This is a genomic window from Mesonia sp. K7 (genome assembly GCF_003233725.1).
In the GTDB taxonomy this organism is placed as follows: Bacteria; Bacteroidota; Bacteroidia; order Flavobacteriales; family Flavobacteriaceae; genus Mesonia.
This window is the reverse complement of record NZ_QKQV01000007.1, coordinates 80,186-98,173: the sequence shown is the minus strand read 5'-3', so window position 1 is coordinate 98,173 and position 17,988 is coordinate 80,186. Positions and strand designations below refer to the sequence as shown.

The window sequence follows — 17,988 nt, the reverse complement described above, 5'->3', positions numbered from 1 at the left end:
ATTTATTTTACTGATTATTGATTGATTTATTGATTTAAAATTTATTTGTTATTTTCCATTGTGTTCCATCAGAGGTCAATTGCCACCCAGAATAGGGCAATGCGGTATATAATTGGCTTAAGCCATTAATATTTCCATAGACATTTATATAATAATCTTCGTTGGTATCTTGTTTTTTTATGGTAATTGTTTTTCCTTTTTTTCCTACTGGATTAGGCATTACAATACTTACATCGGCGGTACTTGCATTTCCAAGTAAAATGGTGTCGTTAGGTAATACGGTATAATTTCCGCTAACTTCTTTGATGTCATTGGTATTCTCTAGGTTTACAGAGAGTGAGCCGTCATTAGCTATATTTACTGTAGGGTTGCTATCAGCTTCTTTCACGACTCCTAAAGTTGAGTTTTGTGTGTTATTAGCTCCTTTAGCAGTTGCAACATTTACTTGCCATGCTGTATTATCTCCAGAGACTGTAGAGCTTACCGTAGTATTTACACCATCTGCCAGTGTAGTTGTTTTTTGGTTAGCTTGTACGACAGTTTTCAAATTGATTATCGTATCATTCCCATTTTCATCGGTATAAGTCAACGTAGAGTTATCTGTACTTAGAACTAATTCAGTGAGCGTTTCTGTGTTATTAACATCTATAACGGTGGTATTTCCGCTCTCGTTAGTGTAGGTATAAGTACCATCACCATTATCCACCAGCGTAGTAATGGTTTCAAAATTAGTAATGACGCTACTTAAATCGACAGTTGTAACCGTTCCTGATTCGTCAGTGTATTCTAAAGTTTTACCATCGGCATTAAGCGCTAAAGAGGTGAGTGTTTCTAAATTTGAAATATCAATTTGCGTTGCGTTTCCGTTTTCGTCTGTATAGGTAAAAGTGCCATCGGCATTGGCTACAATGGTGGTAAGGGTCTCTAGGTTTTGAACAAGCGTAGTTAAATCTATTTGATTTGTAACTCCATCTTCATCGGTATAATCTAAATGAATATTATCTGGGTTCAATTTTAGATCTGTTAGGGTTTCCCAAGAGTCGATAGCAAGAGACATATCCAGTTGGGTTAGTGTGCTGTTTTCATCTATATAGGATATCATTCCTGTGTTATTATCGTACGATAAAATAGTGAGTGCCTGCGAAACTCCTTGAATGGTAACGTTAGTTCCATCAGGATTAGTAAAAGTATAAGTGCCATCACCATTATCGACCATCATTCCGCCAACTGTAAATGTGGTCATGGTTCCATCTTCACTAGTATAAGTATAAGATCCATCAGTATTGTTAACAAGGGTAGTTATGGTTTCTGGGTGATCACCCAGTGCAGTAAGTCTTCTCCAGCTTCCGTTGTACCAATAATAATAACCAGGAGTTACATTGTTTTGTGTAGCTGTATTATAAACCAAAAGACTTTCTACATTGCCATTGGTAATAGTAGTTTGATCAGTAGTATTAATTAAGGCCACGCGTGGTAACAACACCCCTTTATCTCCAGCAGCCACAGTAACATCCAACTGAGCTGAAGGATCTGGCATAGCAGTGCCTATACCTACTTGACCATAAGTATAAAATCCTATCAGTAAAAAATAAAAAAATAATAATTTCTTCATAAATGGGGTTACTGAAAAATATTTATTAGTTCTTTTTTAAATACTCTAATTGTTAAAATTTTAAATACACTAAAAATGTAAAAAATCATTCGTTCCTAACTTCTATAAAATTTTGAGACTTATTTTATTATTTATCATCACCAAAAAAGTGTAAAATCAAGTCAACCAATTTTTTATAAAAAATTTTGGTGGACAAATATAAAACCGAAATCGAGTTAAAAATCATATCTGCGTATAAACTTGATTAAATAAAAAAATAGTCGATAAAGTGCATGTTTTTATCATAGAATCAGACTAATATTAAGATTTTGATGAAAAAATTGAAATCATACACTTTATCATTCTTTATTAAAATCAACATTGTTTTATCTATTACAAGCATAATTCGTTTACTATAAAAATCAATTAGACTTAATTCTTTGGCGAGTCATAGGATTCGTAATCATAAAACCCGAAGCACAAGCCTCAACGTTAATCTCTTGTTCCACTGTTTCTTCACATGTTTCTTCCGTCACCGTATAGCTTATGGTTGCCGTACCCACCGAAATTCCTGTAACCACACCACTCGCATCAACAGTGGCTATAGCATTATTACTACTTTCCCAGACTCCTCCTTCAATCTCATTAGAAAGAGTCACGGTATCATCTATACACACAGGATTAGTTCCTGATTCAATCGTTATAGCTGGAGGATCAATCGAAATAAAAGTGATTGTTATTTTAGTTTTCGGACTTGGATATGTAATTGGGTCTCCGCTTCTTTTGTTAGATATTCTATACTCTGCTTCCACCACTCCTGATGTAAACCCCGCATTAGGAATAAATTGAATTTCACCATTAGAGGTATTAGCCGTAAAAGTTCCCTTTCCTGAAATCACTAGATTTGTTGAGTTATTAGTTGGATTACTACTGTTATTAAACTCAAAGAGTTTGATAGAGGAATATAACAACACAAAAGGATCACCTCCAACAGCAGGAGCCGGTGTTGCATAATCATCAAGATCAAAATTTACGGTTTGAGGATCACAATAAAGAAACTCTACTTCTTCGGTATCTGGTGGTGAACCCGCAGAAGATGGTGGAGCCGTACAATTATAGGACAATTCATCTAATGGTGTCATCGATGAAGGACGTAATACATTAGTCACAGTTCCCCCTGGAGCATCAAAAATATTACTTCCCGTTTGTGTGGTATCATAAAATAAGATTTGTTGCGAAGCGCTATCACCTATAAATGTACCAGCACTGTTATTGTTTGTTGTTCCTGTAAAGTAGAAGCTTCCGTAACCTTTTATGTCTCCAGAATTCCTAAAATTAACCCCTCTTACAAAACCAGTTTCTGAGTTATAAAAATCTGATGTTGTACCTTCAATATTTATTCCATCAGGCCTCCCAGAAGTAGTACCAGTCCCAATTGCATGAATTAAACCGTTATTAGTGGTATCCCCATTTCCTAAAAAATAAGTTTTACAAACGATATGACAATTGTTTACTAACTTCGAACCACTAGCGTTTTGTTCAAATTGCCCAGACACTTCAATTTTACCATTATTAAATACTTGGTTAATGGATTGATTCATTTTAAAATTACCAGAGGTTGAATGGGTAACTGTTAGTGTTCCATTGTTGGTCAGCATCGGACCATTATATTGAATTTCTGGCACATCAATAAACTCTAATAAATCATCATTGGTTAAATAGGTAGTAGAAGAGATATTACTTGCTTGGTTATGCACTTGCATATGACCATAATTATTTAAAGTAGCAGACAACCCACTTAAACGTTCAAATTCCCAATAACCCGAGTTATCTAAAGCACCTGTAAAGTTAACGTTAGATCCGTTTAAATAAACCTCTCCATCCAAACGATTATCCCAAGAACCACTATATACATTTACACTACTATTCACTGTAAAATTAGCATTACTATAATTGTTTACGGTAGTATCATAAAAACTAATTGAGTTACTAGTTAAGTTTCCATAATTATTTATTTCGGCGCCATTTAATGTCTCAAGCCCGCCATTTACAGTAAGAGTTCCATAGTTTTCGATACCACCTGCAAAATTCTGCAAGTAAGCCGAAGTAAGCGATCCCTTATTCAAAATATCTACTGTATGCGTAGAACCAGTACTTAAAGGAAAAGCTGTTATCGTTCCGTTATTGATAACATTACCACTAAAAGCACCAGTAGTATAAGATGCAGTAAATGTAGCTCCTGCCGAGACACATAGAGTTCCCCCATTCATAGTTAAACCTCCAGACCAAGATCCTGATGTAAGACAATAAGTTTGACCAGAATTAATTATAATGGCCCCACCTGAACCGCTAACAATATTGTTTGTACAATTACAGGTTACATTCACATCTACCGTGACAGTATTAGAGGTTAAACCATGAATGTTTGTAACTTTATATTGGAAACTATCAGTACCTGTATAACCACTATTTGGCGTATAAGCGACTGTATTATTAGTATTGACTGTTACTGCACCATTCGTAGGATTACTGACTATTATAACATCATCATAAGCTCCACTCCCAGATGAATCGTTACTAAGCACATTTATATTAGTCGTTAGATCCGTAGGAACTGAAACCACATCGGCAACTGCTGTTGGAGCTGTTGGTGCACTTACATTAATATTTACAGTAGCTTCAGAAGAAGTTCCTTTTTCATCTGTGATGGTATACTTAAAACTATCTGTTCCTATATAACTGGTGTTTGGAGTATAGGTAACGTCACTTAATCCATTTACGGTAATATTTTGTCCGTTAGTAGGTTGTTGAGTAATATTTATAGCACTTAAAGTGCCATAAGTATCATTATCTAGAATATCTATGTTTACAGCTGTATTTTCTGCGGTTACTGCATTATCGTTTTGTACGATAGGGAGCGCCGCAGAAACTGTACCTGTGAGAGTGGGTCCTTGCGTAGAAGCATTATAAGTTGTATTTCTTATGTAAAAGTCTGTATAGTATACACTAGGTTGACCATAAAGATATATTCTAATGTATAAAGTTTGATTTACTTCATATCCAGAAGGAAAGTTTAAAGTTAAATATTGATTTGAACCTCTCGTAAGAGTTACTGGACTACCTAAAAGTGTTCCATTTGAAGGAAAAGTGGAATTAGTTGAATATCTAACCTGTAATGTTGTCGGGCCGTTATCATTATTTGGCGAGTTATAATTGAGCTTAAATTGAGATAACGCTATTTTGTATCCTGCGCTAGGAGTAACTCTAAACTCTATATACTTGCTATAGTTTATTGTATTGCTACTTCCATTATGAAGGTTGTTTACTCTAAAACCAGACCAGGCTGCATCACTTATAGTTACTCCTCCGCCTAACACCATTTGGTTTGCCGTCATATTTCCCACTAAAGGGGTTGGTGCTGACGTATGATTATTCCACCTTACCAAATCTGTTTGTCCAAACACCCCTAAAGAAAAAACAAAGAAAATAAAAACAGTAACGAGGTAATGTTTTTGTATACCCGCATAATCCATTAGTGTCCCAAAAAACTTTATGAATTTTTCGAAGCCAATAGTAGTAAAATAAGAGATATAATTATTGTAGCTTTGCCTCATTAATTTGGGGTAATAATACCAATTACAATTCTATTCTGCGTTTTAAATTAGGACACCTATTTCTAGTTGAGGTCACAAATTTGAGAATCAAATTTACATATAGATAAAGGTTTTAATTTAAGATGTGAGGAATAGTCGTTAAAATACATACGTGATCCGACCAATGACGGTTTTCTTAAAATAATTTAACACTTTTACTATGAGTAACATCAAGGAAATCAACCGAAGAAGAACTTTTGGAATTATTTCCCACCCCGATGCGGGTAAAACTACCTTAACAGAAAAATTACTTCTTTTTGGTGGTGCAATACAAGAAGCTGGAGCCGTAAAATCCAACAAAATAAAAAAAGGCGCCACCAGTGACTTTATGGAAATAGAACGCCAAAGAGGGATTTCTGTCGCGACTTCGGTGCTGGCTTTTGAATATCAAAACATCAAAATAAACATATTAGACACGCCTGGTCACAAAGATTTTGCGGAAGATACTTTTAGAACACTCACTGCTGTTGACAGTGTGATTGTAGTGATAGATGTGGCTAAAGGGGTCGAGGAACAAACCGAAAAATTAGTCGAAGTTTGTCGTATGCGAAACATTCCTATCATAGTTTTCATCAACAAATTAGATCGTGAAGGAAAAGATGCTTTTGATCTCTTAGACGAAATCGAGCAAAAACTACACCTCAAAGTCACGCCGTTGAGTTTCCCTATCGGAATGGGTTATGATTTTAAAGGAATTTATAACCTTTGGGAGAAAAACATCAACCTCTTTACGGGCGACCCGAGAAAAGATATCGAAGACACGATAGAAATCAACGATTTGTCTAACCCAGAATTAGATGATCTGATTGGTGAAAAAGCCGCCGAAAAATTACGAGAAGAAATAGAATTGGTCGAATCGGTTTATCCTGATTTTGAAAAGGAAAGCTACCAAGGAGGAGAATTACAACCTGTTTTCTTTGGTTCAGCACTGAATAATTTTGGGGTTCGCGAATTGTTAGATTGTTTTGTAGAAATTGCACCAAGCCCAAGACCTAAAGAAAGTGATACACGTTTGGTAAAACCTACCGAAAAAGACTTTACCGGTTTTGTGTTTAAAATTCACGCCAATATGGATCCGAAACACCGAGACCGTCTGGCATTTGTAAAAATTGTTTCGGGTAAATTTGAACGAAATGTTCCTTATTTACACGTACGCCACGGTAAAAACCTTCGTTTTAGTAGTCCTAATGCTTTCTTTGCGGAAAAGAAAGAAGTGGTAGATGTATCTTATCCTGGTGATATTGTGGGTTTACACGATACCGGGAATTTTAAAATTGGAGACACCTTAACTTCTGGTGAAGAGTTAAATTACAAAGGAATCCCTAGTTTTTCACCCGAACATTTTAGGTACATCAACAACGCTGACCCGATGAAATCGAAGCAATTGGAAAAAGGTATTGACCAATTGATGGACGAAGGTGTGGCACAGCTTTTTAAACTCGAATTGAATGGAAGAAAAGTAATCGGTACCGTTGGCGCACTACAGTTTGAAGTGATTCAATACCGATTGGAACACGAATACGGAGCTAAATGTTCTTACGAAAATCTAAACGTACACAAAGCTTGTTGGGTAGAACCCTCAGACCCTAAAAACGAAGAGTTTGCAGATTTCAAACGGGTAAAAAACAAATTTTTAGCCAAAGACAAACGTGGTCAACTGGTTTTCCTTGCCGATTCTGCTTTTTCGTTACAAATGACACAGCAAAAATACCCGAGTATCAAGTTTCATTTTACCTCTGAGTTTTAAAAGAAAAAAAGTCCCCTCTAGTAAGAGGGGATTTAGGGGTGTGTACATATCAAAATCACATCTTCTTATGATTACTCAAATAACACTCCCTTGATTTTTCTCAGCATTTCATGCTTCAAAAATATTCCCCTCTTGGTAGAGGAAAAAATACAACCTGCCTCGCTAAATTTCAGTTCACACCCGGTCTAAGTTACGACTTGGGGCACCCATAGCTGAAGTAGGCGTAAAAAATTAAAAGCTGTTTGAAGTCCTTAAAGCGGACAAGTTCTTTTAATTTAGCCTACAAAGCCTAATGGGTCAATAAGAAACTTAAACCTAGATTTTTTGCATACTTTTTCATCAATGGAAAAAGTATGATATATAAAATAAGTATAAAAATTATCCTTGCATCGTGTGATCACCTACTAACCAAACCAATGAAAAATAGACAAATTCTCCAACTCCCGATACCCTCAAGCGCTAACTTAGCGAGAATCTGAATCTCTCAATCCTGAAGACAGGACAGAGTTTTAAAAAAGATGAAGAAAAAGAGAAGTTGGGTTGTGATTTATAAACAAGTACAAGAACCTGAAACGAAAAAAGTCCCCTCTAATAAGAGGGGATTTAGGGGTGTGTTATAAAAAAACTCCGAAACTAAGTTTCGGAGTTTTTTATGTTTATGCTTGTCCTGTAGGTCCAAAATTCAATGGAATCGGAGGTTTGTCATAATCTTTGATTTCGCCGTGAGCGCTTTCAAATCTTGCAATATTATCCCCTAGCGCTTTTAAAAGTCTTTTAGCGTGTTGTGGGGTTAAAATAACCCTTGACTTCACTTTACTTTTTGGTGCTCCAGGCATAATATTTACAAAATCGACCACAAATTCTGAAGGGGAATGGTTGATGATGGCCAAATTGCTATAAACGCCATCTGCCATCGCTTCGTCTAACTCGATATTGAGTTGTTGTTTTTGTGATTTCTTTGAATTATCGTCGCTCATACTAATTAATTATAATTTACCTCTGGTTTATTTTCCATCATCGACTCTAAATCTTCTTTTGAGCCTACCAAGATGTTATCGTACTCTCTCAATCCTGTTCCTGCAGGGATTTTGTGTCCTACGATAACGTTTTCTTTCAATCCTTCAAGGTTATCTACCTTACCGCTTACTGCTGCTTCGTTAAGAACTTTTGTGGTTTCCTGGAACGATGCTGCCGATATAAACGACTTGGTCTGTAACGATGCTCTTGTGATACCTTGTAAAATAGGTGTCGCTGTCGCTGGATTTGCGTCTCTTGCTACCACCAAAGTCTTGTCTGCTCTTCTCAAGAGAGAGTTTTCGTCTCTCAATTCTCTTGGCGAAACAATCTGCCCTGGTTTTAGGTTTTCGCTATCTCCTGCTTCTTCAACGACTTTCATCCCAAAGATTTCATCGTTTTCTTCGATAAAGTCAGATTTGTGTACCAATTGGTTCTCTAGGAAAAGGGTATCTCCTGAGTCTTGAATTTGTACTTTCTGCATCATCTGTCTTACGACTACCTCAAAGTGCTTGTCATTAATCTTCACACCTTGTAATCGGTAAACTTCTTGAACTTCATTAACAAGATATTGTTGTACAGCACTTGGTCCTTTGATATTTAAAATATCGTCTGGTGTAATAGAACCATCAGATAAAGGCATTCCTGCTTTTACATAATCGTTCTCCTGAACTAAGATTTGATTAGAAAGTTTTACTAAATACTTCTTAATCTCTCCTAATTTAGACTCTACGATAATCTCGCGGTTACCACGTTTTATCTTTCCGAAAGAAACCACACCATCAATCTCACTTACGACAGCTGGATTAGAAGGATTACGCGCTTCAAAAAGCTCGGTAACTCTTGGTAAACCACCTGTAATATCACCTGCTTTAGAAGACTTACGTGGAATTTTCACTAAAATCTTTCCTACTTTAATCTTCTCTTTATCATCTACCATCAAGTGAGCACCAACCGGTAAGTTGTATGATCTAATGATTTCGTCTTTATTATCTAAAATTAAAAGTGTAGGTATTTTACGCTTGTTTCTCGATTCAGAAATCACTTTCTCTTGGAAACCTGTTTGTTCATCAGTTTCTACTTGGTAAGTAACCCCTTGCTCGATATTTTCGAATTTAATTTTACCTGCATATTCAGAAATAATAACACCGTTATAAGGATCCCACTGGCAAACTACATCCCCTGGTTTTACTTTGTCACCAGACTTGATGAACAATTGAGAACCATAAGGAATCACATGGGTACTTAAAACAATTTTTGTTTTGGTATCCATGATTTTTACTTCAGAGGTACGCGAAATCACGATTTCTGCTTTCTCTCCCGCTGCATTTTCACCTTTTACGGTTTTTAGATCGTCAATCTCTGCAATACCATCAAATTTAGATACTACTTTGTTTTCTTCTGAAATGTTTCCTGCAATACCTCCCACGTGGAAAGTACGAAGTGTCAACTGTGTTCCTGGCTCACCAATAGACTGAGCAGCAACAACACCTACAGCTTCTCCTTTCTGCACGGTTTTACCCGTTGCTAAGTTTCTTCCGTAACATTTCTTACAGATCCCTTGTTTTGCTTCACAAGTTAAAGCCGATCTTACTTCGATGCTCTCTAAAATCGTCGCATCTATTTTCTTCGCAACATCTTCAGAGATTTCTTCGCCTGCACTAATGAGTTTTTCTTCCGTTAACGGATTGATCACATCATTTAATGCAGTTCTACCAATAATACGCTCTGCTAAAGATTCTACGATTTCTTCGTTTTTCTTTAACGGGCTCACTTCGATACCTCTTAATGTGCCACAGTCTTCTTCACCAATAATTACATCTTGCGATACATCTACCAAACGACGGGTTAAGTAACCTGCATCGGCAGTTTTTAACGCGGTATCAGCAAGACCTTTACGGGCACCGTGCGTAGAAATAAAGTACTCTAAAATCGAAAGACCTTCTTTAAAGTTAGAGATAATTGGGTTTTCGATAATTTCACCACCACCAGAATTCGATTTTTTAGGCTTTGCCATCAAACCACGCATTCCGGTAAGCTGACGAATCTGCTCTTTAGAACCACGAGCTCCAGAATCAAGCATCATATATACCGAGTTGAAACCTTGGTTATCTTCACGGATACGTTTCATTGCCAATTCCGTAAGGTTAGCATTGGTCGCTGTCCATATATCAATTACTTGGTTGTAACGCTCGTTGTTGGTAATAAGCCCCATGTTATAGTTGGCCATAATACCTTCTACTTGTTCATTGGCGTCATCTACCATAGATTCTTTTTCCTCAGGAATAATAATATCTCCCAATGAGAATGATAAACCTCCTCTAAAGGCAAAATTATACCCTAAACTTTTGATTTTATCTAAAAACTCTGAAGTTTCTGGTACGCTTGTTACTTTTAAAATATTACCAATGATATCTCTTAAAGACTTCTTGGTCAATACTTCGTTGATGTAGCCTGCTTGTTCTGGCACTTCTTCGTTAAAGATAACTCTACCAACAGTGGTTTCGATAAGTTGATTTACCAACTCACCTTCTTCATTAAAGTCTTTTGTTTTAACTTTAATCACACTGTTGAGTTCTACTCTCTTTTCGTTGTAGGCAATAATTACTTCCTCTGGAGAGTAGAAAGTTAAACCTTCACCCAACATCTTACGATCTTCGGTAGATCTTCTTTCTTTGGTCATATAGTATAGACCTAAAACCATATCCTGAGAAGGTACAGTAACTGGCGAACCATTGGCAGGGTTTAAGATATTGTGCGAAGCCAACATCAATAATTGTGCTTCTAAAATAGCTTCTGGCCCTAATGGTAAATGTACCGCCATCTGATCCCCATCGAAATCCGCGTTAAATGCCGTACATACTAATGGGTGTAATCTAATTGCTTTTCCTTCGATAAGTTTAGGTTGGAATGCCTGAATACCCAAACGGTGTAAGGTAGGAGCACGGTTCAGTAAAACTGGGTGTCCTTTTAACACGTTTTCTAAGATATCCCAAACAACGGGTTCCTTCTTATCGATAATTTTCTTCGCTGACTTTACGGTTTTTACAATTCCTCTTTCAATCAGTTTTCTAATCACAAAAGGCTTGTAAAGCTCTGCAGCCATATCTTTTGGTAAACCACACTCGTACAATTTCATTTCTGGTCCTACTACAATTACCGAACGTGCCGAATAATCTACACGCTTACCAAGTAAGTTCTGACGGAAACGTCCTTGTTTTCCTTTTAAGGAATCCGATAAGGATTTTAAAGGTCTGTTAGAGTCTGTTTTTACCGCAGAAGATTTTCTGGTATTATCAAATAAAGAATCTACCGCTTCTTGAAGCATACGTTTTTCGTTACGTAAAATTACTTCTGGAGCTTTGATTTCCATCAATCGCTTTAAACGATTGTTTCTAATAATTACTCTTCTGTATAAATCATTTAAATCTGAAGTTGCAAATCTACCTCCGTCAAGCGGAACTAAAGGTCTTAATTCTGGCGGAATTACCGGAATCGCCTTCATTACCATCCACTCGGGTTTGTTCTCTCTTTCTTTGTTTGCATCTCTAAAAGCTTCTACCACCTGAAGACGCTTTAAAGCTTCTGTCTTACGTTGCTTAGAAGTTTCGTGATTTGCTTTGTGTCTTAAATCATAAGATAACTCGTTTAAGTCTAATCGTTGTAATAATTCGATTAAACACTCTGCTCCCATTTTAGCGATAAACTTGTTAGGGTCGCTATCTTCTAAATATTGATTTTCCTGAGGAAGCGTATCTAAGATATTTAAATACTCTTCTTCCGTTAAGAAGTCCATTTTTTGTAGGTCTTCTCCTTCTTCGTTTTTAGCAATACCCGGTTGGATTACTACGTAACGTTCGTAGTAAATAATCATATCCAACTTCTTTGAAGGAATGCCTAACAAATAACCAATTTTGTTTGGTAACGAGCGGAAATACCAGATGTGAGCCACAGGCACTACCAAATTGATATGCCCTACGCGATCTCTTCTTACTTTCTTTTCGGTTACTTCAACACCACAACGGTCACAAACAATACCTTTGTAACGTATTCTCTTATATTTACCACAAGCACATTCGTAATCTTTTACAGGACCAAAAATACGCTCACAAAACAAACCGTCTCTTTCTGGCTTGTGTGTACGGTAATTAATCGTTTCTGGCTTTAAAACCTCTCCTTGCGAACTTGCTAAAATTGCTTCTGGAGAAGCTAAACCAATCGAGATTTTATTGAATCTCTTTTGTGTGTTGTTTTCTCTATTTCTTGCCATAATTACTTATAGTCTTCAGCTTTCAGCCATCAGCATACAACCAAAGCTATATGCTGAAACTGACAACTATTTTTTTATTCTTCCAATTTAATATCTAATCCTAAACCTTTCAATTCGTGCATCAATACATTGAAAGATTCTGGCAATCCTGGTTCTGGCATTGGCTCACCTTTTACGATAGATTCGTAAGTTTTGGCTCTACCAATTACATCATCAGACTTCACGGTCAAAATTTCTCTAAGCGTACTCGATGCTCCATAAGCCTCAAGTGCCCAAACTTCCATCTCACCAAAACGCTGACCTCCAAATTGTGCTTTACCACCAAGTGGTTGTTGCGTAATCAATGAGTATGGTCCGATAGAACGTGCGTGCATCTTGTCTTCGATCATATGTCCTAATTTCAACATATAAATCACACCCACCGTCGCCGCTTGGTCAAAACGCTCTCCTGTTCCACCGTCATATAAATAAGTATGACCAAATCTTGGAATACCCGCTTTATCAGTCAAGTCGTTGATCTGGTCAATCGTTGCTCCATCAAAAATTGGAGTCGCATATTTCTGACCTAACTTCTGACCTGCCCAACCTAAAACAGTTTCGTAAATCTGACCAATGTTCATACGTGATGGTACACCCAATGGATTCAATACAATATCTACCGGAGTTCCGTCTTCTAAGAAAGGCATATCTTCTTCACGAACAATTCTCGCTACGATACCTTTGTTACCGTGACGACCCGCCATTTTATCACCTACTTTTAGTTTACGCTTTTTAGCAATGTAAACTTTAGCCAATTTGATGATTCCTGATGGCAATTCGTCTCCCACAGAAATGGTAAACTTCTCTCTTCTCAAGTTTCCTTGAAGATCGTTTTCCTTAATCTTATAATTATGGATTAAATCTGCTACTAAAGCGTTTAAATGGTCATCTGTAGTCCAAGTACCCGAAGTCAAATGCGTATAATCTTCTACCGATGCTAACATCTTTAAAGTATACTTCTTTCCTTTTGGTAAAACTTCTTCTCCTAAATCATTTTTAACACCTTGTGCTGTTTTTCCGTTAACAATAGCAAATAATTTGTCGATAAGTTCGTTTTTCAAGGCTTCAAACTTCACTCTGTACTTATCTTCCAACCTTACGATGTCTTCTTTATCTTGAGCACGCTTGCGCTTATCTTTTACCGCTCTTGCGAAAAGTTTTTTATCGATTACCACACCGCTTAACGATGGTGAAGCTTTTAGCGATGCATCTTTTACATCTCCTGCTTTATCACCAAAGATTGCTCTTAGTAATTTCTCTTCTGGAGTTGGATCGCTTTCCCCTTTTGGTGTAATTTTTCCGATAAGGATATCACCAGGTTTAACTTCTGCACCCACTCTAATCATACCGTGTTCGTCAAGATCTTTGGTTGCCTCTTCAGAAACGTTAGGAATGTCATTGGTCAACTCTTCGTTACCCAATTTGGTATCTCTTACTTCCAACGAATATTCATCGATGTGGATAGACGTAAAGATATCTTCACGAACAACTTTTTCCGAAATTACAATCGCATCCTCAAAGTTATATCCTTTCCAAGGCATAAAGGCAACTTTCATGTTTCTACCTAAAGCTAATTCTCCGGCTTCGGTAGCATAACCTTGACAAAGCACCTGACCTTTAGCTACTCGATCACCTACTTTTACGATTGGCTTCAAGTTCACTGAAGTTCCTTGGTTGGTTTTTCTAAACTTAATCAGATCGTAAGTCTTAGAATCGGTATCAAAACTTACCATTCTTTCTTCATCGGTACGATCGTACTTAATGGTAATTTTCTGAGCGTCTACATACTCTACGGTTCCGTCTCCTTCTGCATTCATTAAGACACGAGAGTCTGAAGCTACTTGTCTTTCCAGTCCTGTTCCTACGATTGGCGAATCTACTCTTAATAATGGTACGGCTTGACGCATCATATTCGATCCCATCAACGCACGGTTGGCATCATCGTGTTCTAAGAAGGGAATTAACGAAGCCGAAATTGAAGCAATCTGGTTAGGAGCAACATCCATATAGTGAACCTCTTTGGGGTCTACTACCGGGAAGTCACCTTCCATACGTGCAATTACTTTATCGGTATCGATGGTTCCATCATCTTTTAATGGAATATTCGCTTGAGCGATTAACTTTTCTTCTTCTTCCTCTGCAGAGAAATAAACTGGCTTTTCGTCCATCTTACCATTTACTACTTTGCGGTAAGGGGTTTCAATAAATCCTAAGTTATTGACCTTAGCATAAACTGCCAATGAAGAAATCAAACCAATGTTTGGTCCTTCTGGTGTTTCGATAGGACAAAGACGACCATAATGTGTATAGTGAACGTCACGTACTTCGAAACCTGCTCTTTCTCTAGATAAACCTCCTGGTCCTAAAGCCGATAATCTACGCTTGTGCGTAATTTCTGCCAGTGGATTGGTTTGGTCCATAAACTGAGAAAGCTGGTTAGTACCAAAGAACGAATTAATAACCGAAGACAAAGTCTTGGCATTAATCAAATCGATTGGTGTAAACACCTCATTATCTCTCACGTTCATACGTTCACGGATGGTTCTTGCCATACGGGCTAAACCAACACCAAACTGTTGTGATAATTGCTCACCAACAGTTCTTACACGACGGTTTGATAAGTGATCGATATCATCAATCTCTGCTTTAGAGTTAATAAGCTCAATTAAATATTTAATAATGGTAATGATATCTTCTTTGGTAAGTACTTGCTTATCCATTTCGATATCCAAACCAAGTTTTTTGTTCATTCGGTAACGACCTACTTCACCTAAATTGTAGCGTTGGTCTGAGAAGAATAACTTATCGATGATTCCTCTAGCCGTTTCTTCATCTGGTGGTTCTGCGTTACGTAACTGTCTATAGATATGCTCTACCGCTTCTTTTTCTGAGTTGGTAGGGTCTTTTTGTAAGGTATTATGAATAATCGCATAATCACCTGTAGAACTGTCTTCTTTGTGTAAAAGGATAGTTTTAGTTCCTGTTTCTAGGATTTCTTCGATGTGCTCTTTTTCAAGCTCGGTATCACGGTCTAAAACAATCTCATTTCTTTCGATAGAAACTACTTCACCTGTATCTTCATCTACAAAATCTTCGTACCACGTGTTTAATACTCTCGCGGCAAGTTTTCTACCTAATACTTTTTTAAGTCCGGATTTAGAAACTTTCACTTCTTCTGCAAGGTCAAAAATCTCTAAAATATCTTTATCTCTTTCAAAACCAATAGCTCTGAAAAGTGTGGTTACCGGAAGTTTTTTCTTACGATCAATATACGCATACATCACGCTATTGATGTCTGTAGCAAATTCTATCCACGATCCTTTAAAAGGGATAACTCTTGCTGAATATAGTTTGGTTCCGTTAGCGTGGAAAGACTGCCCAAAGAATACTCCTGGAGAACGGTGTAACTGTGACACCACCACTCTTTCTGCTCCGTTGATTACGAAAGTACCACTTGGCGTCATGTAAGGAATCGTACCTAAATACACATCTTGCACGATGGTTTCGAAATCTTCGTGCTCTGGGTCGGTACAATATAACTTAAGCCTAGCTTTTAAGGGTACGCTATAGGTCAATCCTCTTTCGATACATTCTTGTATAGAATATCTAGGTGGATCGATAAAGTAATCTAAAAATTCTAATACAAATTGATTACGGGTATCTGTAATCGGGAAGTTTTCCATGAAGGTGTTGTAAAGCCCTTCATTTCCTCTTTCTTCTGATTTGGTTTCAAGTTGAAAAAAATCTTGAAAAGATTTTATCTGAATATCCAAAAAGTCCGGATAGTCAGGTCTGTTTTTTACAGAAGAGAAATTCAATCTTTCAGCTTGCGTTTCTAACATCTATTGAACGGAATTTTAAAGTTTTGTTTCTTAAGAAAACAACAACTTGATTAAAAAAAATGTTTGCGAATAAACGCGGCGTACAAATACGCAAAATGGTTTAGACCTACAAGCGCTATGCTTGAGGTCTAAACCTAAAAATATCAGCGGTCAGCTTATTTAAGCTCAACCTCAGCTCCTGCTTCTTCTAATTGAGTTTTTAATGCTTCAGCTTCGTCTTTAGCGATTCCTTCCTTCACTGGTTTAGGAGCACCATCAACTAATTCTTTTGCATCTTTAAGACCAAGACCTGTTAACTCTTTTACAAGTTTTACAACTGCTAATTTAGAAGCACCAGCTGCCTTTAAGATAACATCAAATTCTGATTTTTCTTCAGCATCACCAGCGTCTCCACCAGCAGCAGCACCACCTGCAACAGCTACAGCTGCAGCAGCAGGCTCAATACCGTATTCTTCTTTTAAAATATCAGCTAACTCGTTTACTTCTTTAACTGTTAAGTTAACTAATTGTTCTGCGAAATCTTTTAAATCTGCCATTTTTCTATCGTTTTAAAATGTGTAAATTAATTTATTTATTAAAAAGTGCGTACTATTTGATTAACCTTCTTTTTCAGAAAGTGTTTTAAGAATTCCTGCCAGTTTTCCTCCACCCGATTTAAGTGCAGAAACAACGTTTTTAGCAGGCGACTGAAGCAATCCGATGATGTCTCCAATAACTTCTTCTTTAGATTTGATATTCGAAAGTGCCTCTAAATACTCGTCACCTACAAATATAGCTTCATCAATAAAAGCTCCTTTAAGGATTGGCTTTTCTGATTTTTTTCTAAATTCCTTGATTACTTTCGCTGGTGCATTACCAGTTTCAGAAATCAGAATAGAAGTGTTTCCTTTTAAAATTGATGGTAAGTCACCGAAATCTTTTTCAGTAGCTTCCATAGCTTTTGCTAGTAATGTATTTTTAACTACCGACAACTTTACATTTGCCTTGTAACAAGCTCTTCTTAAGTTAGAAGTCGCTCCTGCATCAAGACCTGCAATATCTGCAATGTAAACGGTTGATGTATCTGTTAACTGGGCAGTTAAATCTTTTATTACTTGTGATTTTTCTTCTCTAGTCATAATAATTTATTTATTGCTCAGTAAACCTTTTTGTATCAATCTCAACACTCGGGCTCATCGTACTAGACATAAAGATACTCTTGATGTATACACCTTTTGCCGCTTGAGGTTTTAATTTTACCAGCGTAGTTAATAATTCTCTTGCGTTACCAGCAATTTTTTCAGCATCAAAAGAGGCTTTACCAATTCCTGCGTGTACGATACCGGTTTTATCAACCTTAAAGTCGATTTTACCTGCTTTTACATCAGAAACTGCTTTTGCGATGTCCATCGTTACAGTACCTGTTTTTGGGTTTGGCATTAAACCTCTAGGACCTAAAACTCTACCTAAAGGACCTAATTTACCCATAACGCTTGGCATCGTGATGATGACATCTACATCTGTCCAACCTCCTTTTATCTTGTCTAAATACTCGTCTAAACCAACGAAATCTGCTCCTGCATCTTTAGCTTCTTGTTCTTTGTCTGGAGTTACCAATGCTAAAACCCTAACGTCTTTCCCGGTACCGTGAGGTAAAGTTACCACACCTCTAACCATTTGATTCGCTTTACGCGGATCTACATTAAGACGAACAGCTAAATCTACTGAAGGATCAAAATTTACGTTTGATATTTCTTTAATTAAAGCTGAAGCTTCTGCAACCGTATATGTTTTTGTGCTATCTACTTTTGCGTTTGCTTCTTTTTGCTTCTTTGTTACTTTTGCCATTTCTT

Annotated in this window: 9 protein-coding genes; 1 reads left to right on the top strand and 8 read right to left on the bottom strand. The window is 37.0% G+C overall.

Annotation, left to right across the window (positions count from 1 at the left end; genetic code table 11):
• Nucleotides 1-34: 34 nt before the first annotated feature.
• On the bottom strand, nucleotides 35-1,612 hold the full coding sequence (locus DNG35_RS06855) for a hypothetical protein (protein ID WP_111127237.1): 1,578 nt from the start codon (nucleotides 1,610-1,612) through the stop codon (nucleotides 35-37).
• Between the two features lie 401 nt (nucleotides 1,613-2,013).
• Nucleotides 2,014-5,205 carry an Ig-like domain-containing protein gene (locus DNG35_RS06850; RefSeq protein WP_111127235.1) on the bottom strand — a complete coding sequence of 1,064 codons (3,192 nt, stop codon included), beginning with the start codon at nucleotides 5,203-5,205 and terminating at the stop codon, nucleotides 2,014-2,016.
• 199 nt (nucleotides 5,206-5,404) lie between these two features.
• Between DNG35_RS06850 and DNG35_RS06845 the strand changes: the two genes are divergently transcribed.
• Entirely contained in the window at nucleotides 5,405-6,991 is a 1,587-nt protein-coding gene (locus tag DNG35_RS06845; RefSeq protein WP_111127233.1) for a peptide chain release factor 3, read from the top strand.
• 656 nt (nucleotides 6,992-7,647) lie between these two features.
• Here DNG35_RS06845 and DNG35_RS06840 read toward each other — a convergent pair.
• The 6 genes from DNG35_RS06840 to rplA form a co-directional block, all read right to left on the bottom strand.
• Nucleotides 7,648-7,968, bottom strand: coding sequence for a DUF3467 domain-containing protein (locus DNG35_RS06840; RefSeq protein WP_111127231.1), 321 nt, complete (start codon nucleotides 7,966-7,968; stop codon nucleotides 7,648-7,650).
• A gap of 5 nt (nucleotides 7,969-7,973) precedes the next feature.
• Nucleotides 7,974-12,275: a DNA-directed RNA polymerase subunit beta' gene (gene rpoC / locus DNG35_RS06835; protein ID WP_111127229.1), complete on the bottom strand. Its 4,302-nt coding sequence runs from the start codon at nucleotides 12,273-12,275 to the stop codon at nucleotides 7,974-7,976.
• A gap of 74 nt (nucleotides 12,276-12,349) precedes the next feature.
• The gene (gene rpoB / locus DNG35_RS06830) at nucleotides 12,350-16,156 is read right to left on the bottom strand and encodes a DNA-directed RNA polymerase subunit beta (protein ID WP_111127227.1); all 3,807 of its coding nucleotides are present in this window, start codon (nucleotides 16,154-16,156) and stop codon (nucleotides 12,350-12,352) included.
• 155 nt (nucleotides 16,157-16,311) lie between these two features.
• Nucleotides 16,312-16,692: a 50S ribosomal protein L7/L12 gene (gene rplL / locus DNG35_RS06825; protein ID WP_111127225.1), complete on the bottom strand. Its 381-nt coding sequence runs from the start codon at nucleotides 16,690-16,692 to the stop codon at nucleotides 16,312-16,314.
• Nucleotides 16,693-16,752: 60 nt separating this feature from the next.
• Nucleotides 16,753-17,274, bottom strand: a complete 522-nt coding sequence (rplJ, locus tag DNG35_RS06820; protein ID WP_111127223.1) for a 50S ribosomal protein L10 — start codon at nucleotides 17,272-17,274, stop codon at nucleotides 16,753-16,755.
• A 10-nt stretch (nucleotides 17,275-17,284) separates the two neighbouring features.
• Nucleotides 17,285-17,983: a 50S ribosomal protein L1 gene (gene rplA, locus DNG35_RS06815; RefSeq protein WP_111127221.1), complete on the bottom strand. Its 699-nt coding sequence runs from the start codon at nucleotides 17,981-17,983 to the stop codon at nucleotides 17,285-17,287.
• Nucleotides 17,984-17,988: the final 5 nt, after the last annotated feature.